Genomic DNA, 15,988 nt, shown 5'->3' on the forward strand with positions numbered 1-15,988 from the left:
CGGGTGCGACCGCCCGGCGCCGCACGTGCGTACAACCGCGTCCACCTGCCGTGAGCGTGTCCCGCAGCGGGGGCCCAGCGACATCATGAGTGCACCGCCGACACGTCGCCGCGCAGCGAGCGTGTGCACACAGCAGATCAACCCGCCCTCGTCGACGCCCACTAAAGCCACTAAAGCTCACATCAGCCCGCCGTCTAGCGGGTACACCGGGGGGGCGGCGGAGCTCGCGAGCCGCGCACGCCGTAGCCACCTCAGGCCCCGTCTAATGCATAAGTGGGCGGGGGTGCGTGCGGTCCCGGACTTCCCGTTCCAGGCACACCCCCGCCACTCGAACAGGCTACATGCGCATCGAACACCTATTCGAGCACTGGGGTTAGACTCTGTGCATGTTTTGTGATGTATCGGGACATCGGTGACGGTTCTGCATCAGGACTTCGGTGACAGTTGGTGTGTCAGGACTTCGGTGACGGTCTGGTCTTGGTGGAGCGTGGACCGCGTGGTTGTCGGTTGCCGACGTAGGTGATGCCGGGAGCGGGCCGGGAGTGCTCGGTTAGCACTACTCCGTCGGCGCTGGCGATGATGACGGCGGTGTCGTCGATGGCTACGAGGACGTGGTCGAAGGCGTGGTTCACGTCGACCATGTAGGTGACTGAGTCCACGCTGATGGTTCCCGAGGTGCTGACAGTTCGGACCAGGACGCCATCGGGCAGATCGGCGGGTGGGCGCGGCGCCGGCCGCGGGCGCGGTGTAGGCCGATCGAACAGTGACCCACCGGCTATCGGGTGTGGCGCATCGGCTTTCGGTGTGGCTTGCCACGCGGCCAGTGGTGTGACCCGCCCTGGCAGGCCCTGGTGAGGCCGTTGGGTGTTGTAGATGTGATCAAACGCGTCGACCTGGGCCTGCAACTCGGCCAGGGTGTCAGCCAATGGCTGCTTGTCCAGATACCGGAACAGCGTCTGATGGAATCGCTCGTTCTTTCCCTGGGTGGTCGGCTTGTAGGGCTTGCCGGTGATCGTTTCTACCCCGAGCACGCGGACGTGTGCGACGAGCTGGCCGAGTCGGCCGCGCCGGGAGGGGTTGAGCGCGGGCCCATTGTCGGTGAGGAGTCGTTGAGGTACTCCGTGGGCGGTCACTGCTTTGTCGAACACGGCGATCGCAGCCTCAGCGGTTTCACCGTCGGCCACATGTGAGCCCACGGCGTAGCGCGAGTGATCGTCGATGAGCTGCAGGATGACGCACCTGCGGCCACCAGTCAGGACGTACTCGGTGCCATCGAGTTGCCAGCACGCATTCGGCGCCGGGTAGACGAACCGCCGCCACGCCGAGCGGGGCTTCTTCTTCGGCTCACGGCGAGCGACCCCGGCTTCGCGGAAGATCCGGGCCAGCGAGGCGGTCGAGGGCACCTGCGTCAACCCCATCGACTGCATCTTGTCGTGCACGCTGATCGGCCCGTGATCCAGACCGGATGCTTCCAGTGCAGCGCGCACGGCCACCGCCTGCGCTTTGACCTCCTCATTGAGTGCCGACGGGCTCGACTTCGGGCGGCGGGTCCGGGGTTCGAGGACCGCCGAGGGGCCCTCTTCTCTTGCTCGTTTCCGTAGCTTGTAGAACGACTTTCGGGAAATCCCGTATTCGGCGCAGAATGTCGAGACCGCTCCGCGGGGTGCATCATCAGGCCACTGCGAGATCGCCAGCCGCACGACAGGATCGATAGGTTCGTTAACTGCCACCGCCTGAGCGTCGAGTGCTCGCAGTGTGAACCGGAGGCCAGGGTGCCGGCTTGGCTGGAGCCCATCGGGCGTGTCGTACCCGCTGAACGGAATCGACTCCTTGTCGCTTGCATTGACGTATGTCAATATTGACGAGATCCGGCTCGGTTGCGGTTGTTGTCGGAGGTTGCCGCGCATCCGGGAGGCGAAGCCTGCGTGTGTGACATTTCCGGGCCGTTCGAGTTGTCGCAGCCGACGATCTCACATCACCTGAAGGTGCTGCGCGAAGCGGGCTTGGTGACCAGTGAGCGCCGCGCGACGTGGGTGTACTACCGGGTGAACGCTCAAGCGCTGCAGCAACTGTCGGACCTGCTGGGCGATCTTGCCACGGTCGTGGGGGAAACACGCTCGTGTGAGGCCGACCAGTGACCGCCCCTGACACCGCGGTCGCGGGCAAGCTGTCGACGCTGGACCGATTTCTGCCGGTGTGGATCGGCGCAGCGATGGTCGCCGGACTGCTGCTCGGGCGAGTTGTTCCAGGCCTGGGTGACACTCTCGCGGCCGTCGAGCTCGACGGCATCTCGCTGCCGATCGCTCTCGGGTTGCTGATCATGATGTATCCGGTGCTGGCCAAGGTGCGCTACGACCGACTCGACTCTGTCACCGGCGACCGCCGCCTGCTCCTCGGGTCGCTGGCGTTGAACTGGATCAGTGCCCCAATCTGCTGCGCACCGGTATCGGCGGCCCCGCTCGATGACGACACCGCGCTTCGAGATCGCTTGCGGCTCAAGGCGCTTGCCGACCCCGTGCGCATTAAACTCGTGTCGATCCTGCTCGCCGACGCCGGTGACGGAATATGCACCTGCGACCTCGCGACCGCGGTCGGTCTCACCGAGGCGACGACCAGTCATCACCTGGGCCAGCTCCGCAAGGCCGGCATGGTCACCGCTGACCGTCGAGGAATGAACGTCTACTACCGCGCACAACCCGACTCGCTGGACGCACTGCGCAACGTCCTCGGCGCCACCACCGGGTGCTGCTGAACCGGCACACCTGGCGTGATCGTTCAGCAGCCACCGGGCGCTGAGTGCGGTGATCTGTGTCAGTGTCACTCTCGGACGTCGCACAGTACCGGCCCAGACCACGGCGATGAGGCGCCCAACGAGTGACCGCGCGGACCTGTGAGCGTGGAGCGGCGCTGGTCACCATCGACAGGTGACATCAGGAGCGCTGGGTGGCGCTAACGTGATCGGCGAGTTGATCGACTAGTTCGCGGGCATACTCGACCTGACGTTCAAGCGTGCGGCAGGCCGTTTCGGCGCGGCCGCGGAACTCGGAGATGGTGGCCAGCGCCGCACGACGCTCGTGGTCGTCCGCGTCTGAGAGCGCGAGTGTGTCTTGTGCGGCCAGTAGCGCGCCCATGTCGTCGAGGGTGAAACCGAGGGGCTTCATCCGGCGGATGACCAGAAGCCGGTCGATGTCTGTGTGGGTGTAGAGGCGGAAGCCCCCGGTCGAGCGTGCCGAGGGGGTTACCAGGCCGACATCGCCGTAGTGGCGGATGGTCTTGACCGATAGCCCGGTGGCAGCGGCGACTTCGCCGATCTGGAAGTGCTCGGTCTCCTCGGCGGTCACTGGCGGCCCTTTCGTGGTCAGTGGGTGCCGGCGAGGTGTCCGCTAAGACGTTGATGACGCTCGGCGCTGCTGTCGTTGAGTCCGATAATGGTGGCGGTCTTGCCTTTTGCCTGGTACTTAGTCGTGATGGCGTCAAGGGTAGCGACAGTGGACGCATCCCAGATGTGCGAGCCGCTCATATCGATGATCACGTTCTGCGGGTCGCCGACGTAGTCGAACTGGTAGATCAGATCGTTGCTTGAGGCGAAGAACAGTTCACCCTGCACGGCGTACACCCGGGTATCGGGGGTCGGCGACGTCGACGACTTCGGTGAAGTGGGCGACCCGTCGGGCGAAGAGCACCATCGCCGTGAGAACACCGACGATGACACCGTAGGCGAGGTTATGGGTGGCCACGGTGACCACGACGGTGGCAACCATGACCGCAGTCTCGCTTTTCGGCATGCGCCGCAACGTCTTCGGGTTGAGACTGTGCCAGTCCATGGTGCCGACTGACACCATGATCATGACCGCGACGAGCGCGGCCATGGGAATGAGGGCGACGATATCGCCGAGGCCGACGACCAGAACGAGGAGGAACACCCCGGCAAGGAAGGTCGAGATCCGAGTGCGCGCACCCGCGTCTTTGACGTTGATCATGGTCTGCCCGATCATCGCGCAGCCGCCCATCCCGCCGAAGAGTCCACTGACAACGTTCGCGATTCCCTGTCCGGCGGCTTCGCGGGTTTTGTTGGAGTGGGTGTCGGTAAGATCGTCGACGAATTTGGCGGTCATCAGCGATTCGAGCAGTCCGACCAGTGCCATGGTGAACGCGTATGGGGCGATGACTGTCAGGGTGTCCCAGGTCAGCGGAACGTCGGGGACGAACAGGCTGGGCAGGCTGTCGGGCAGCTTTCCCTCATCCCCGACATTGGGCACCGAGAAACCGACGGCCAGCGTGATCGCGGTGAGCAGCACGATAGCCACCAGTGGCGCGGGGATCACCTTGGTGATCTTCGGCAGAAGCACGATGATCGCGATACCGACAGCGACCAGCGGATGTTTGTCGTAGCCAAGATGTTCGGTCATCTCCTCATCGAGGCGGCTTCGAGCACGCTCTCGGTCAATGCTTGAGCAGCCCGTCAGGACCGGTCAGAGCCACTCCCTGAGCGCGTGAGCTACGTACCAGATCGCTCACCAAGGCTTGCTCGGCCTTCGAGAGCTCACGCACCGCATCCGCGGTGGTGACATCGTGTTCCTGACCGGTCTGAACCGGTCCTGCCACCGGGGCATCCACGCCCCCGATTGTGTCGGTCATCGTCGTGATTCCTCCTGCCCCACCCCGGGGGCGATCAAAACCACTTACACCGAATCAGCGACAGTCCCCCGGAGATCAGCGACAGTCCCCCCTGCGGCGTCAGTCTGTACGCGTGAAGTTGGCGAAGAAGTCATCGATTGTTGATACGTCGGCATAACGTCGAAAGTGAGCAACGTCGACCTTGACGAAAACACCGCTAGAGGTGAAGTACGTTTGCTCATCGAACGATCCGGCGGCCGCGATGTGCAGTAGGCGATCCGACTCGTGGTCAATCCAGGCAGTGAGACGTATGGGAGTGTGCAGCGGGACCGGCCGGCGGTATTCGACGGTCAGGGTGCGGGTCACCGCGGGGGTCCGCGCGATCCACAGGGTGAAACCCATGATGTCGTCGCAGGCGGCCGAGATCGCGCCACCGTGCGCCAACCCGGGCGCGCCGAGGTGTTTCTCGTCGAAGGTGTGATCGGCGTACACCCGCTCGCCGCTCCGGTAGACCTCAAGTTGAAGTCCGTGGGGGTTGCTGCTTCCGCAGCCCATGCACTGGGACGAGTGTGCCGGCAGTCTTGCTTCGGGGGTCATCTCTGATCGTTGTCCTTAACTCAGCCCGCCACCTACGCAACAGGGTGCGGGGGGATCGATGAGGTGTGGGAACCGGTCCCGAACACGGTCTGTGCTCACCACTATAGGTAATACTGCCAGTACCTGATACTGTCCATTACGCACACGCGAATGGAGTGGCGCACACCACGCGCACTAGGGGGGGAGATGGCCATCACCACCGGCACAGGCGTCAACCGTCTGCTAGACGGCGCTGCCACTTTTGGTAACACCGTCGGCTTGGCTGGTCAGGCCCTGCGGTGGGTAGCAGTAGACATTGCTACAGGACGATTTCCGTTTCGCGAAGCCGTATCGCAGACCTGGTTCGTCATCGTCGTGACAACTCTGCCGGCGATTCTCGTAGCTGTGCCATTCGGTGTCATCGTGTCAGTACAGGTGGGTAGCCTCACTCAGCAAGTTGGGGCCACGTCAATAGCTGGCGCCGCTGGTGGCCTCGGGATTATTCAACAGGGAGCGCCCATCGTTACCGCCCTCCTACTCGGGGGCGCGGCCGGATCAGCGATTGCCTCTGATTTGGGTGCTCGAACGATTCGCGAAGAAATTGCTGCCATGGAGACACTCGGACTCAATCCGATCAGGCGAGTCGTAGCGCCCCGGTTCGTATCTGTGTTGATCACCGCGCCGCTGCTCTGCATGCTAATCGTCTTCACCGGGCTGCTGGCGGGCTACGCCATCAGCGTCGACGTCCAAGGCATCACACCAGGCAGCTACGTCGCCTCGTTCGCTTCGTTCGCATCGATAACAGACATCGTTGTCGCTCTATGCAAATCGCTTGTGTTCGGACTTGTAGTGGTGACGATTGCTTGTCACCGCGGCCTGTCGACGAAAGGCGGCCCTAAAGGCGTCGCAACCTCAGTAAATGCCACCGTAGTACTGGGCGTCGTCGCATGCTTCGTGATCAATGTCTTTATCACGCAATTAACAACCATGTTCGTCCCCCAAACTATTGGATGAGAAACGCCTCGTGACCACCGTTCCCTCCCGGAGGTTCTCCGCCGCCACCCGCCCTGTCGAAGCCGTGATCGCGCCAGTTGTACACGTACCTGAACGCTTGGGGCACGTCGCGACCTTTGTGATCGCCGCGGTCCTCGGCATCCGCCATGTGATCACCACCTACCGACGCCAAACCCTGCTCTACATACAAGAATTCGCCTGGGGTAGAGGTGCAGTCTTGGTCGGTGGTGGAACGGCCATCGTCCTCGCCATCCTCGGCATCGCCGTCGGCGCCTCAATCGGTATCCAGGGTTACGCCTCTCTGGACCTCGTAGGGATGGGTTCACTGACGGGGTTCATCTCTTCCTATGCCAACACCCGAGAGCTTGCGCCAATGATCGCGGCGATCGGGTTCGCAGCACAAGCCGGCTGCCGGTTGACAGCTGAGATCGGCTCGATGCGCATTTCCGAGGAGATCGACGCTCTCGAGGCTATGGCGGTACGTCCTATTCCATTCGTCGTCAGCACTCGCGTAGTTGCGTCGATCACGACCGTGATTCCTTTGTACATCGTCGCGCTTATTCTCGGATTCGGGGCCGCCAAACTCGTCGTCACACAAGTTCACGGCCAATCCGGCGGCACTTACGATTTCTATTTCGACCAGTTCCTCAAACCTCAGGATCTTGCCTTCTCGCTTATCAAAGTTCTTGTATTTGTCATTTCTGTAGTGATTATCCATAGCTATCAGGGCTACTTCGCCACAGGCGGAGCTGAGGGGGTGGGTCGAGCGTCCGGTCGAGCGATCCGCACGAGCCTCATAGTCATCGTCGTGGAGGACATGATCTTGACCCTTCTGATGTGGGGATTCGATTCCGGCGTACGGATTTCAGGGTAGGGGGTTCAGTGGCTGTCTTTCATGATCCGTCCGGACGCGAGCCGTCGCACGGGAACCTGGCCCTTCGGGGGGTCGCCCTATTGATCCTCGGCGCGATAGCTGCCTACTTACTGATAAGTGACGCTAACGGCGACTTCAGCGATCACACGTCGTTGACCATCAACACCGACGCGATAGGCGACGGATTGAAGGGGGGATCGGATGTGAAGTACCTTGGGTTCACCGTGGGGGAGGTCTCGAGCATCGCGGTTCGAGACCGTGGCGCGGCGGTCAAAATCAACCTCACCGGTTCCGGTAACGACCTAGTTCTCCGGCAGGGCATGACGGTGAACTACACCTCGTCAAACGCATTGGGACCAACTGCACTGGAGATCGTAGATCCTGGACAAGGACCACCCATCGGTTCCGGCGGGAGTGTCTACGTGAGCAGGTTGCAATCTGAACAGACCTCGGTGTCAACGCTTGTTCGCAAGATCTCCACGCTGGTCGAGGCACTGGACCAGCCCTCATTTGAAGCGGTAGTGAGGTTCATCGTTGAGGACTCGCAGGCAATGGCTGATAGCGGAAGACTCGTTCTCCAGATTGCGCAACTCACGCGAGATGTCCAGAAACGGCCGGTCGGGGAGGACCTAGGAATTGCGGCTAACCTGTCCACCGGAGTCGCCGACTTCATGACGCCGTTTGTCCCTGGCGTCTTGAAGAACGTCGATATCGCTGACTTTTTCGCCACCCAACAAAACATCGACCGCACGAAGAGTAATCTCGGCGACACGGGAAAGGTTCTTTTCGGTGGGCTCGGCGGCCTGCTCGATAAGAATTACCCAGCCCTGAGTTCGCTGTTAGACGTCGGCCTTGACCTAGCGCGGCCCGTCGCCAGATCCGCCTCGGGGCTAGTTCGCACGGTGTACACGATCCCGCAGATCCTCGATGGCATCGACAAAGCCTTGCCGAAATTCAACGAACGGGTCCAGCTCCAGCTAGCACTGGTGGTCCAGACGTCGCCTGCCCTACAAGGCGCATTGAGAATGGGGGGTGCCACGCGATGACTCTGAGGTCGCTAACACCCACAATCATTAAAATCGTCGCTTTCATCGCTCTCATCGGAGTCCTTTCATATGTCATCATCGCGATTCTGCAGCCGACCAACGAAGGGTCACCCAGTTCGCAGCGTTCCGCGGTGTTTGCCGACGCTTCCGGACTCAAGCCCCGCGACGGGGTACGACTCGCTGGAGTGAAAGTGGGATATGTAACGGCTGTCGATCTCGAGGGCTCAACAGCGATCGTCCGTTTCCAACTGGATGACGGTGTCGCGATTACCCCCGCGACGACTGCCGCTGTGCGTTACCAAAATCTGCTGGGGCAGCGGTATGTGGAACTCATCAATGCCGGACAAGGCGCCGACCAGGACTCGATCACACAGGTGGCACTCGAGAAGACCGTCCCGTCCTTCGACGTATCGACACTATTCAACAGTTTCAAACCAGTATTCGATACATTGAATACTGCGGAAATCAACGAGCTTCAGTCGAACCTTCTACGGGTTGCCCAGGGAGACGGTCGAGGTATCGCACCAGTCATGAAGCAAGTCGCGAACATCACTGATTACGGGAACCAGCGTTCAGAGATCATCACCAATATTGTGACGAGCCTGGGGCAGGTGTCCGACCAGTTGATGGGGCGCTCCGCTGAACTGGTTGAGTTGATAGACAAATTGGGGTCAATCGTCGATGCGTTCAGCCGCGTGAGCGATCGACTGCGGGCCTCGCTGCGAGAGGTCAACCGTTCGATGGCAAAGACTGTACTCGCCGGTGAGCAGATCGAGTCGACCTACGACACCAGCTTCGCGGCTATCTTTCAGAGATTAGTGCGGGAGCCAGGGGATACAGAAGGCCTACTGAATGGTGCCGTTCTCCTGAAGCCGCTCCTGGACGCCCTGGCCGCAACATCCAACGCGACTCCCCCGCCCTCGGCGGCAGGGTGTGCCCGAGGGGTGCTCGACCTACCGAGAACAGTGCAGATCGCCCTGATGGGTCAACGACTGGTGGTGTGCCAGTGACCCGTTTCTTCGGCAAGCGTCCGCATCACCGCCCGCAGCGTCGGCGGGACCTCATCCTGGCGGGGGTCGTAACGATGGTCACGGTGGCCGGTCTCGTCGCCGCCGGAGCTGTGTATATCTCGCCGCCCGGACAAACTATCTACAGCGCGGAGTTAGTCAATACCGGCGGATTGGAAGCTGGCGACCAGGTACGTATCGCCGGGATCAGGAAAGGCAAGGTAGCGTCGGTCGACCTGACCGGAACGTTCATCACCGTGCGGTTCCGGCTGGATGACTCGATTGCCGTTCGGTCGGACGCGACGGCGAACGTCCGTCTCCTCACCCCTATCGGTGGACGTGTATTGGACCTCGACCCAGGTTCAGGCCCGTCGGCCATTGACGGCGCGATCCCACTGGTGCAGACAGGCAGCACCTATGATATTTCCAGCACCCTGGAGACATCTACACCGGTGTTCCGTGACGTGCGTGGTGTTGATCTACGGCGCACGGCGGCGTTGCTACAGGATGCCTTTTCCGACGGAAACACCAATATCCCTGATGCCCTGCAAAACGCGAGCAGCCTGATGGACTTGCTGGAGCGTCAGTACGCACAACTCGACAAGACGGTGGCTTTGTCCGACGAGTATGTCGCTGCCCTCGCAAACCGCAAGCAGGTACTCGTGGACTTCCTACGCCAGCTCAGCTTCCTTGCCCGCACCCTTGGACCAGACATCGCCAACGTCCAGAGCGGGTTCGATTATCTACGTCGTCTTTTTAAGTTGCTGACCCGGCCGCTTGTCGCGTACCGCGACGGTATAGAACCATCGGTACAGCAGTTTAAGATCCTTCTAAACAAGGTGTCGGCCCAGATGCCCGCCTACCAAGACGCGCTGGCCCAGGTCGATCAGATCACCAGAAGACTGAGCATTCTCCTCAATGCTCCGCAGGTCGGACCTGCGAGTCCTGAACCGACCGTCCGCGTCTGTATCCCGATTGGTGATAACAAATGTTGACGGAGCGGATGCGTCGGCATCTGATCCCGATCGCCACCATTGTCACACTGGCAGTAGTGATCGGCGGCGTCGGAATCGACTATGCGACAGCCGACGACGACACGCGATCACTATGTGCGGAGTTTTCTGACGCATCAGGTCTGTACGAAGGCAATTCCGTCGCGATGCTCGGCAAGAAGGTGGGCAGGGTCGTAGGCATTCACGAGGAGGGACAGAAAGGTGTGCGTGTCGATATGCGGATCGACAAGACCGTGCCGCTTCCCGCAGATGTGGGTGCGACCCTGGTGTCCACCTCGATTGTCACCGAAAGACAAATCGAGTTCACCCATCCCTATCGTGGCGGAGAATATTACAAGTCGGCTGAGTGTATCCCACTGGAAAAGACCAGGACTCCACTGGGGATTAGTCAAACGCTCGACGCGATCAGCACTCTTTCAGACGAACTCGTCAAGGACGACGGACGTAACACGGATGCGATTCTTCAGGCACTTACACTCGTCTCGAAAAACATGGAAGGGACCCAGGGTGATATATCCGGCATTCTCCAGGACTCGGCCACGCTAATCAACGATCCGACCCGGCGTGATAGCCAGATACGCAGGATTGTAGCCAATCTCGCCACCTTAACCGGTGTTGCCACCGAAAACAGTACTGAGGTGACCCAGCTATTCGACAACTTCGTAGGCGCAATTGAGGTGATTGTTGCTTTCGGTCAAACATTCGGCGCCGCAACAGAGTACGCAGGCACCTTCGTCCCTATCCTGTCGCGCCTATCGTCTGACTTCGGGCCACCTATTTTCTCACTTGGAGATGCTGCGGTTCCCCTCCTCTCGCAAGCGGGCAAGCAAGAAAACATACTTGCGTCCGTCGCCGCTCGAACAGCTGACCTCATCGTTGAGCATCCAGATGCGAAGTCGATCCTGCGGGCATTCGCAATATCTGTACCACTGCAGGCCCTCAAGAACGCGTGCGCTCCTCCTTCCGTCAAGGACGTTTGCGCGACGGGTAACGAAGCGGCGACGATCGCCAACTTGATCGGAGGGCAACCTCGATGATGATCTACGGCTACCTTCGTCGTGTCACGGCCGCGATCGTGACGCTGTTCGTAGCGACTATCGCCCTCGCCGCCTGCAGCATCAGTGCTGACAACCCGCCGACCATCGGTGGATCATCCGCCCGAGACGGCTACGACATCGAGATCGAGTTCACGAGTGCTCTGAACTTGCCTGCCCGTGCCAAAGTCCTCTCTCGAGGGATTGACGTCGGTGCCGTCACCAGCGTCGCTTACGACGGAGGCCACGCGCTGGTTGCTGCCCGAATTGATAAAGACGCCCAGCTGCCGGAAGATTCGCGCGCGGAACTCCGCCAAGACACTCTCCTGGGCGAGATTTATGTGGCCATCCTTCCCCCTGCACAGCAGTCCACCCAAGGCTTGCTGCGCGCGGGATCGGTAATACCTCTCTCACGCACCGAACCGGCTGCCAACGTCGAGGACGTGATGCGGGGTATGGCTAACGTATTGGGCGGGGGTGAACTCGATAAAATCCATACCGCGATATCGACGCTGAACTCGACTTTTCCGAGTGACCCCGCCCAGTTCGATGCGCTCTACCGCACGACCTTGCGCACCGTGTCTGAGGTGTCTGCCAACACCGACAAACTCGACGTAATCCTGCAGTCAGCCGATCGCACACTCAAAGTGATCCTGGCCGACCCGTCAGGTACAGACCGAATGTTGACCAAGGGGGGAGTGAACTTTTATGGTCTGGGCTACTCGCTAATTGACGTAGCGCTACTCATCGCTAATCTGCGCGACTTCGCGGTATCCGCAGGCCGTATCGTCGACCCTGAGTATTCCCGCATCAAGGAAACGGTGGGCGCGATCGCGCCAGTGGTCGCGTCCATCGCGTACTCGGACATCTACTCCAAGGATGTTTCCGACAAGGCGGCTCGTGTAATACGCGAAAGGCTCATCCCATTCGTCAGCTCGCCAGATATCAACGTCTCCGATGTGTCTATCGATGGCCGAGAACTGGCGCGGCGTGATGCCGAGTCGTTCATAACCGTCTTGCGAGCGATCGGAATGATGCCATGATCCGCAGCACCCTCGTATCGCTGGTTGCCCTTGTCCTCGTTCTCCTCGTCGGAGCGACATACTTGATCATCGACGTGGCACGGGTAAACCCGTTCCGCACCGACTACGCGATCTCGGCCATACTCGAGAGCTCGGGCGGCCTTCTAGACACATCACCGGTAATGTTAGAGGGGGTGCCGGTGGGAAAAGTGACATCTATTCGCGTCACAGGTAATCAGCTCGCCGTCGACATGTCCATCGACTCCGACTATAAGATTCCTCGCGGCAGTGTCATGACGATTCAGAACCTCTCGGTCGCGGGAGAACAATACATCAATTTCATCCCACCGGGCACAACCACCAGTGAGTACTTGCGTAGTGGGGACCTAGTGCCCGCCGGCGCCATCCGCGTGTCGCAATCCGTTCCCCAGGTGCTCCCGAAAATGTCGGCAGTGGCGGACGCGCTCGATCCAGCATCGATTCAGTCCATCAACGAAACGATCTCGGCGGCAGTCGACGGCCGGCAAAAGGACCTCGACACGATCGGAGACATGATGCACCGCCTCGTGGACTTCGTCGGTGACGACGGTGCCGTCCGTACCACTGCGGACAATGCCGAGTTCCTCCTGGGCCTTATGTCGAACGTGGGCGGTGTGCTCAGCACCGCGTCGGTCCGGACCCCGGATGCCGTCGACGGTTTGGCGAGGATCCAACGTGCGTTCATCGTTTTCACTTCTACGTCCTACGACAAATGGCCACCGATCCTGAAGCTAGTGGAAAAGCTCAGCGGCTACATCCAGATACTCCAGCCCGATATTGTCGCCATTACCCGCGCGGTGAAGCCGGCGACGGCGAAAGTCGCAGACACATACATCGACTTCGGATCGATCGGTGATCTTCTGGCTCGAACATTCCCAGCGTCACATCGGGGGCAGGCGCAGATTCCGATCGCCGTCACGCCATCACCTCGCTGACGCCCGATGGATACCTCCTACACCAGCATTCACAGAAGGCAGCAAATGACGGCACAAGACAACGGACCAGAATCCAAGGACAGCAGCGCTGAGGATAAGCTGACTGCGGCTTCCGACAAAGCAGATCGCAGCGACGCCACTGGTGCTACAGAATCTGCGACGTCCCAAGACGGTCCCGCCCCGGACGAGGCAAGCCCCCCGACGTCCGATGCCAGGCACCGATGGAGATCAGCACGCGTCCAGGCGGTGGCCGCCGGCGCTTTCGTGGTGGCACTCGCGGTGCTGGCCGGCCTCTTTGCTTACCTCTACATTGACATGAGGGAAGCAAAGACGTCCGCGGAGAACGCTGCCACACAACGAGCGCAGGCAGCGCAGGCAGCATCGGACTACACCACAAAGTCGCTCACCTACAGCTACCAAAACACCGGCGCATTCTTTACCGAAGTGAAAGAGAATGCCAGCGATGCGTTGGTCAAGCGATACGACGATGTCGAACCCACCCTGACCCAAATCATGGAACAGGCCAAGGTCCAAGCGTCGGGACGCGTACTGGCGACCAGTGTCACCGGCAGCGCCAGCGAGAACCGGGGGGAATACACGGTGCTGGTCTTCGCCACCCAGAAGACCCAGAATGTTCAGAACCCTCAGCCGAGCGAACTCCCCACACTGTTGAAAGTAGTCGTGCTGAAGACCGAGAACGGCTGGCAGATCCAGGATTACGGACCTGCCGAATGATCCAGCGTCCGCCGCGAAAGGAGAATTTGATGAAAAGCACCATGCAGGAGGTGCCGATGACAGTGTCATCGATACTGCGTCACGTCGCAACCAATCATACTGATAGGCAGGTGATTACTTATTCCGCGAGCGACTCTGCCCGGTACGCAACCTACGGCGATCTCGAAGAGCGATGCGCACGTCTGGCGAATGCTCTGCGCCGGGTCGGCGTGGTCGGCGACGACCGCGTGGCAACCATGCTGTGGAACAACCAGGAGCACCTCGAAGCGTACGCTGCGGTACCCGCGATGGGCGCGGTGCTGCATACGCTGAACATCCGGTTGTCACCGGCTCAGCTGCAGTTCATCGCGAACCACGCCGAAGACAAGGTCATCATTGTGGACGGGTCGCTGGTGCCGTTGTTGGCGGCGGTCTTACCGGGCTTGGCGACGGTTCGGGTTGTGTTCGTTACCGGCGACGGCGACACCTCCCCGCTCGACGGCCACGGCGTGACCGTGATGCGATACCATGACGCGCTCGCAGCAGAATCACCAATGTTCTCTTGGGTCGATCCCGACGAGCGGTCGGCTGCGGGTATGTGTTACACGAGCGGCACTACAGGCGATCCCAAGGGGGTCGTCTACAGTCATCGCTCGGTGTTTCTGCACTCCATTGCAGCGTGTACTGGTAACGCTCTGGCGATCGCAGAAGCCGATCGTGTACTTCCCGTCGTGCCGATGTTTCATGCCAGCGCCTGGGGTCTGCCCTACGCGTCGCTGATGGCCGGCGCGGACTTGCTCATGCCTGATCGATACCTTCAAGCGGCGCCGCTCGCCGACTTGATCCAACAGCATCGCCCCACGAAGGCAGGAGCAGTACCGACAATCTGGAACGATCTTCTTCAGTACGGTATCGCGAATCCGGGTGTCGACTTGTCATCAATCGACCTTGTCGCCTGTGGTGGAGCTCCTGTCCCGCAGTCGTTGATCGAAGGGTTTGCGGACCGCTTCGGCGTACAGATTATCCAGGCGTGGGGCATGACTGAGACGTCCCCGCTTGCAGCGGTAAGTCGGCCTCCCGCCGGGATCAGCCCCACAAAGGAAATGTCGTACCGCAAGCGACAGGGACGGGCAATTTGCGGGGTGGAGATGCGCCTCATCGACGAGGGCGGCCTGCCGGTTCCCCGTGACGACAAGTCCGTCGGCGAACTCGAAGTGCGGGGTCCGTGGGTCACAGGCAGCTACTACCGGCTCGAGGACGCCGAGAGGTTTCGGGATGGCTGGTTGCGGACCGGAGACGTGGGACACATCAGCCCGGACGGGTACCTGACGCTGACCGACAGGTCCAAGGACGTCATCAAGTCAGGGGGCGAATGGATCTCGTCAGTGGAGCTCGAGAACTGGATCATGTCGCACCCAGATGTCGCCGAGGCCGCGGTTGTCGCGATGCCCGACCCCCGGTGGCAGGAAACAGCTCTCGCCGTGGTGGTTCCGGTACCGGGTCGCAAGGTGTCGGCTGACACGCTTCACGAGTGGTGCCTAAGAAATTGCCCGGAGGAGATCCCACACTGGTGGATCCCGAAGAACTGGACGTTCGTGGAGCAGGTACCGCGTACGAGCGTGGGCAAGTTCGATAAGAAGGTGTTACGCGCGAAGCATGAGCAGGGCGAGCTGCCGGTTGTATCGAATTAGCGCCGCTATAGGGCGCAAGTGTGCCCACCGAACGTCGTCAGCGTTCGGTGGGCACACTTCTATAGAAGCAATGCATTTGCCGATGGGGACTGCTGCACGGATAGGTGACAGTTTGGGTGTCATGCCGCGGCAGCGGCGGTGTTGATCATTGCTTCGAACTCGACAGGCGTCAACCGACCGAGGCGGGCTTGCCGGCGCCGGCGGCGGTAGGTCCGTTCGATCCAGGTGACGATCGCGATCCGAAGCTGCTCGCGGGTGTCCCAGCGTTGGCGGTCGAGCACGTTGCGTTGCAGGAGTGCGAAGAAACTCTCCATCGCTGCGTTGTCCCCGCATTGACTGGCTAATAGTGGTCGAGCCTGCGGCAACGATCGGCCGGATGGTTCATTGTCGATCCGGTTTGCGGCGT

The 15,988-nt window shown here is 60.8% G+C and carries 15 protein-coding genes and 3 pseudogenes; 13 read left to right on the forward strand and 5 right to left on the reverse strand.

Annotated elements, in window-relative coordinates; translation table 11 throughout:
• Nucleotides 1-452: 452 nt before the first annotated feature.
• On the reverse strand, nucleotides 453-1,730 hold the full coding sequence (locus VX037_RS14020) for an integrase core domain-containing protein (RefSeq protein WP_442903674.1): 1,278 nt from the start codon (nucleotides 1,728-1,730) through the stop codon (nucleotides 453-455).
• Between the two features lie 135 nt (nucleotides 1,731-1,865).
• On the opposite strand from VX037_RS14020, the pseudogene VX037_RS14025 reads away from it, so the two are divergent.
• From VX037_RS14025 to VX037_RS14030, 3 genes and pseudogenes are all read left to right on the forward strand, one after another.
• Nucleotides 1,866-2,138: pseudogene (locus VX037_RS14025) on the forward strand (ArsR/SmtB family transcription factor); the annotation flags it as partial.
• Nucleotides 2,135-2,429, forward strand: a pseudogene (locus VX037_RS23720) (arsenic resistance protein); the annotation flags it as partial. The pseudogenes VX037_RS14025 and VX037_RS23720, both read left to right, overlap by 4 nt.
• On the forward strand, nucleotides 2,402-2,752 hold the full coding sequence (locus VX037_RS14030; protein WP_442903677.1) for an Rv2640c family ArsR-like transcriptional regulator: 351 nt from the start codon (nucleotides 2,402-2,404) through the stop codon (nucleotides 2,750-2,752). The pseudogene VX037_RS23720 and the gene VX037_RS14030, both read left to right, overlap by 28 nt.
• Before the next feature lie 178 nt (nucleotides 2,753-2,930).
• On the opposite strand, the gene VX037_RS14035 is transcribed toward VX037_RS14030, so the two are convergent.
• The 3 genes and pseudogenes from VX037_RS14035 to VX037_RS14045 all read right to left on the reverse strand — a co-directional run bounded on the left by VX037_RS14035 (nucleotide 2,931) and on the right by VX037_RS14045 (nucleotide 5,214).
• Complete coding sequence (locus VX037_RS14035; RefSeq protein WP_075863517.1) at nucleotides 2,931-3,341, reverse strand: MerR family transcriptional regulator; 411 nt, start codon at nucleotides 3,339-3,341, stop codon at nucleotides 2,931-2,933.
• A 17-nt stretch (nucleotides 3,342-3,358) separates the two neighbouring features.
• Nucleotides 3,359-4,638, reverse strand: a pseudogene (locus VX037_RS14040) (SulP family inorganic anion transporter).
• 99 nt (nucleotides 4,639-4,737) lie between these two features.
• Nucleotides 4,738-5,214, reverse strand: a complete 477-nt coding sequence (locus VX037_RS14045) for a PaaI family thioesterase (protein ID WP_328714705.1) — start codon at nucleotides 5,212-5,214, stop codon at nucleotides 4,738-4,740.
• A gap of 258 nt (nucleotides 5,215-5,472) precedes the next feature.
• Here VX037_RS14045 and VX037_RS14050 point away from each other — a divergent pair, with 258 nt between their 5' ends.
• From VX037_RS14050 to VX037_RS14095, 10 genes are read left to right on the forward strand one after another with little or no spacing between them, the layout of a single operon-like run.
• Nucleotides 5,473-6,207 carry an MlaE family ABC transporter permease gene (locus tag VX037_RS14050; protein WP_033206584.1) on the forward strand — a complete coding sequence of 245 codons (735 nt, stop codon included), beginning with the start codon at nucleotides 5,473-5,475 and terminating at the stop codon, nucleotides 6,205-6,207.
• A gap of 10 nt (nucleotides 6,208-6,217) precedes the next feature.
• Complete coding sequence (locus VX037_RS14055) at nucleotides 6,218-7,081, forward strand: ABC transporter permease (protein WP_014928961.1); 864 nt, start codon at nucleotides 6,218-6,220, stop codon at nucleotides 7,079-7,081.
• A gap of 8 nt (nucleotides 7,082-7,089) precedes the next feature.
• A complete protein-coding gene (locus VX037_RS14060; RefSeq protein ID WP_004023292.1) occupies nucleotides 7,090-8,127 on the forward strand; it encodes an MlaD family protein in 1,038 nt (345 codons plus the stop codon).
• On the forward strand, nucleotides 8,124-9,137 hold the full coding sequence (locus VX037_RS14065) for an MlaD family protein (RefSeq protein WP_004023293.1): 1,014 nt from the start codon (nucleotides 8,124-8,126) through the stop codon (nucleotides 9,135-9,137). Before VX037_RS14060 ends, VX037_RS14065 begins: the two co-directional genes overlap by 4 nt.
• Nucleotides 9,134-10,129, forward strand: a complete 996-nt coding sequence (locus VX037_RS14070) for an MlaD family protein (RefSeq protein WP_004023294.1) — start codon at nucleotides 9,134-9,136, stop codon at nucleotides 10,127-10,129. The genes VX037_RS14065 and VX037_RS14070 overlap by 4 nt, the downstream gene beginning before the upstream one ends.
• On the forward strand, nucleotides 10,123-11,184 hold the full coding sequence (locus VX037_RS14075) for an MlaD family protein (RefSeq protein WP_004023295.1): 1,062 nt from the start codon (nucleotides 10,123-10,125) through the stop codon (nucleotides 11,182-11,184). Before VX037_RS14070 ends, VX037_RS14075 begins: the two co-directional genes overlap by 7 nt.
• Nucleotides 11,181-12,224 (forward strand): MlaD family protein, encoded by a 1,044-nt coding sequence (locus VX037_RS14080; protein ID WP_004023296.1) that lies wholly within the window; start codon nucleotides 11,181-11,183, stop codon nucleotides 12,222-12,224. The genes VX037_RS14075 and VX037_RS14080 overlap by 4 nt, the downstream gene beginning before the upstream one ends.
• Nucleotides 12,221-13,177, forward strand: coding sequence for an MlaD family protein (locus tag VX037_RS14085; RefSeq protein WP_004023297.1), 957 nt, complete (start codon nucleotides 12,221-12,223; stop codon nucleotides 13,175-13,177). The genes VX037_RS14080 and VX037_RS14085 overlap by 4 nt, the downstream gene beginning before the upstream one ends.
• A gap of 45 nt (nucleotides 13,178-13,222) precedes the next feature.
• Nucleotides 13,223-13,912 (forward strand): hypothetical protein, encoded by a 690-nt coding sequence (locus VX037_RS14090; protein ID WP_004023298.1) that lies wholly within the window; start codon nucleotides 13,223-13,225, stop codon nucleotides 13,910-13,912.
• Nucleotides 13,913-13,941: 29 nt separating this feature from the next.
• Complete coding sequence (locus tag VX037_RS14095; RefSeq protein WP_014928958.1) at nucleotides 13,942-15,582, forward strand: long-chain fatty acid--CoA ligase; 1,641 nt, start codon at nucleotides 13,942-13,944, stop codon at nucleotides 15,580-15,582.
• A 119-nt stretch (nucleotides 15,583-15,701) separates the two neighbouring features.
• Here VX037_RS14095 and VX037_RS14100 read toward each other — a convergent pair.
• Nucleotides 15,702-15,988, reverse strand: a 287-nt coding sequence (locus tag VX037_RS14100) for an IS3 family transposase (protein ID WP_328714706.1), incomplete at its 5' end; no start/stop codon positions are given.

The sequence above is a fragment of the Gordonia sp. Z-3 genome (assembly GCF_036233855.1).
Classification (GTDB): Bacteria; Actinomycetota; Actinomycetes; order Mycobacteriales; family Mycobacteriaceae; genus Gordonia; species Gordonia tangerina.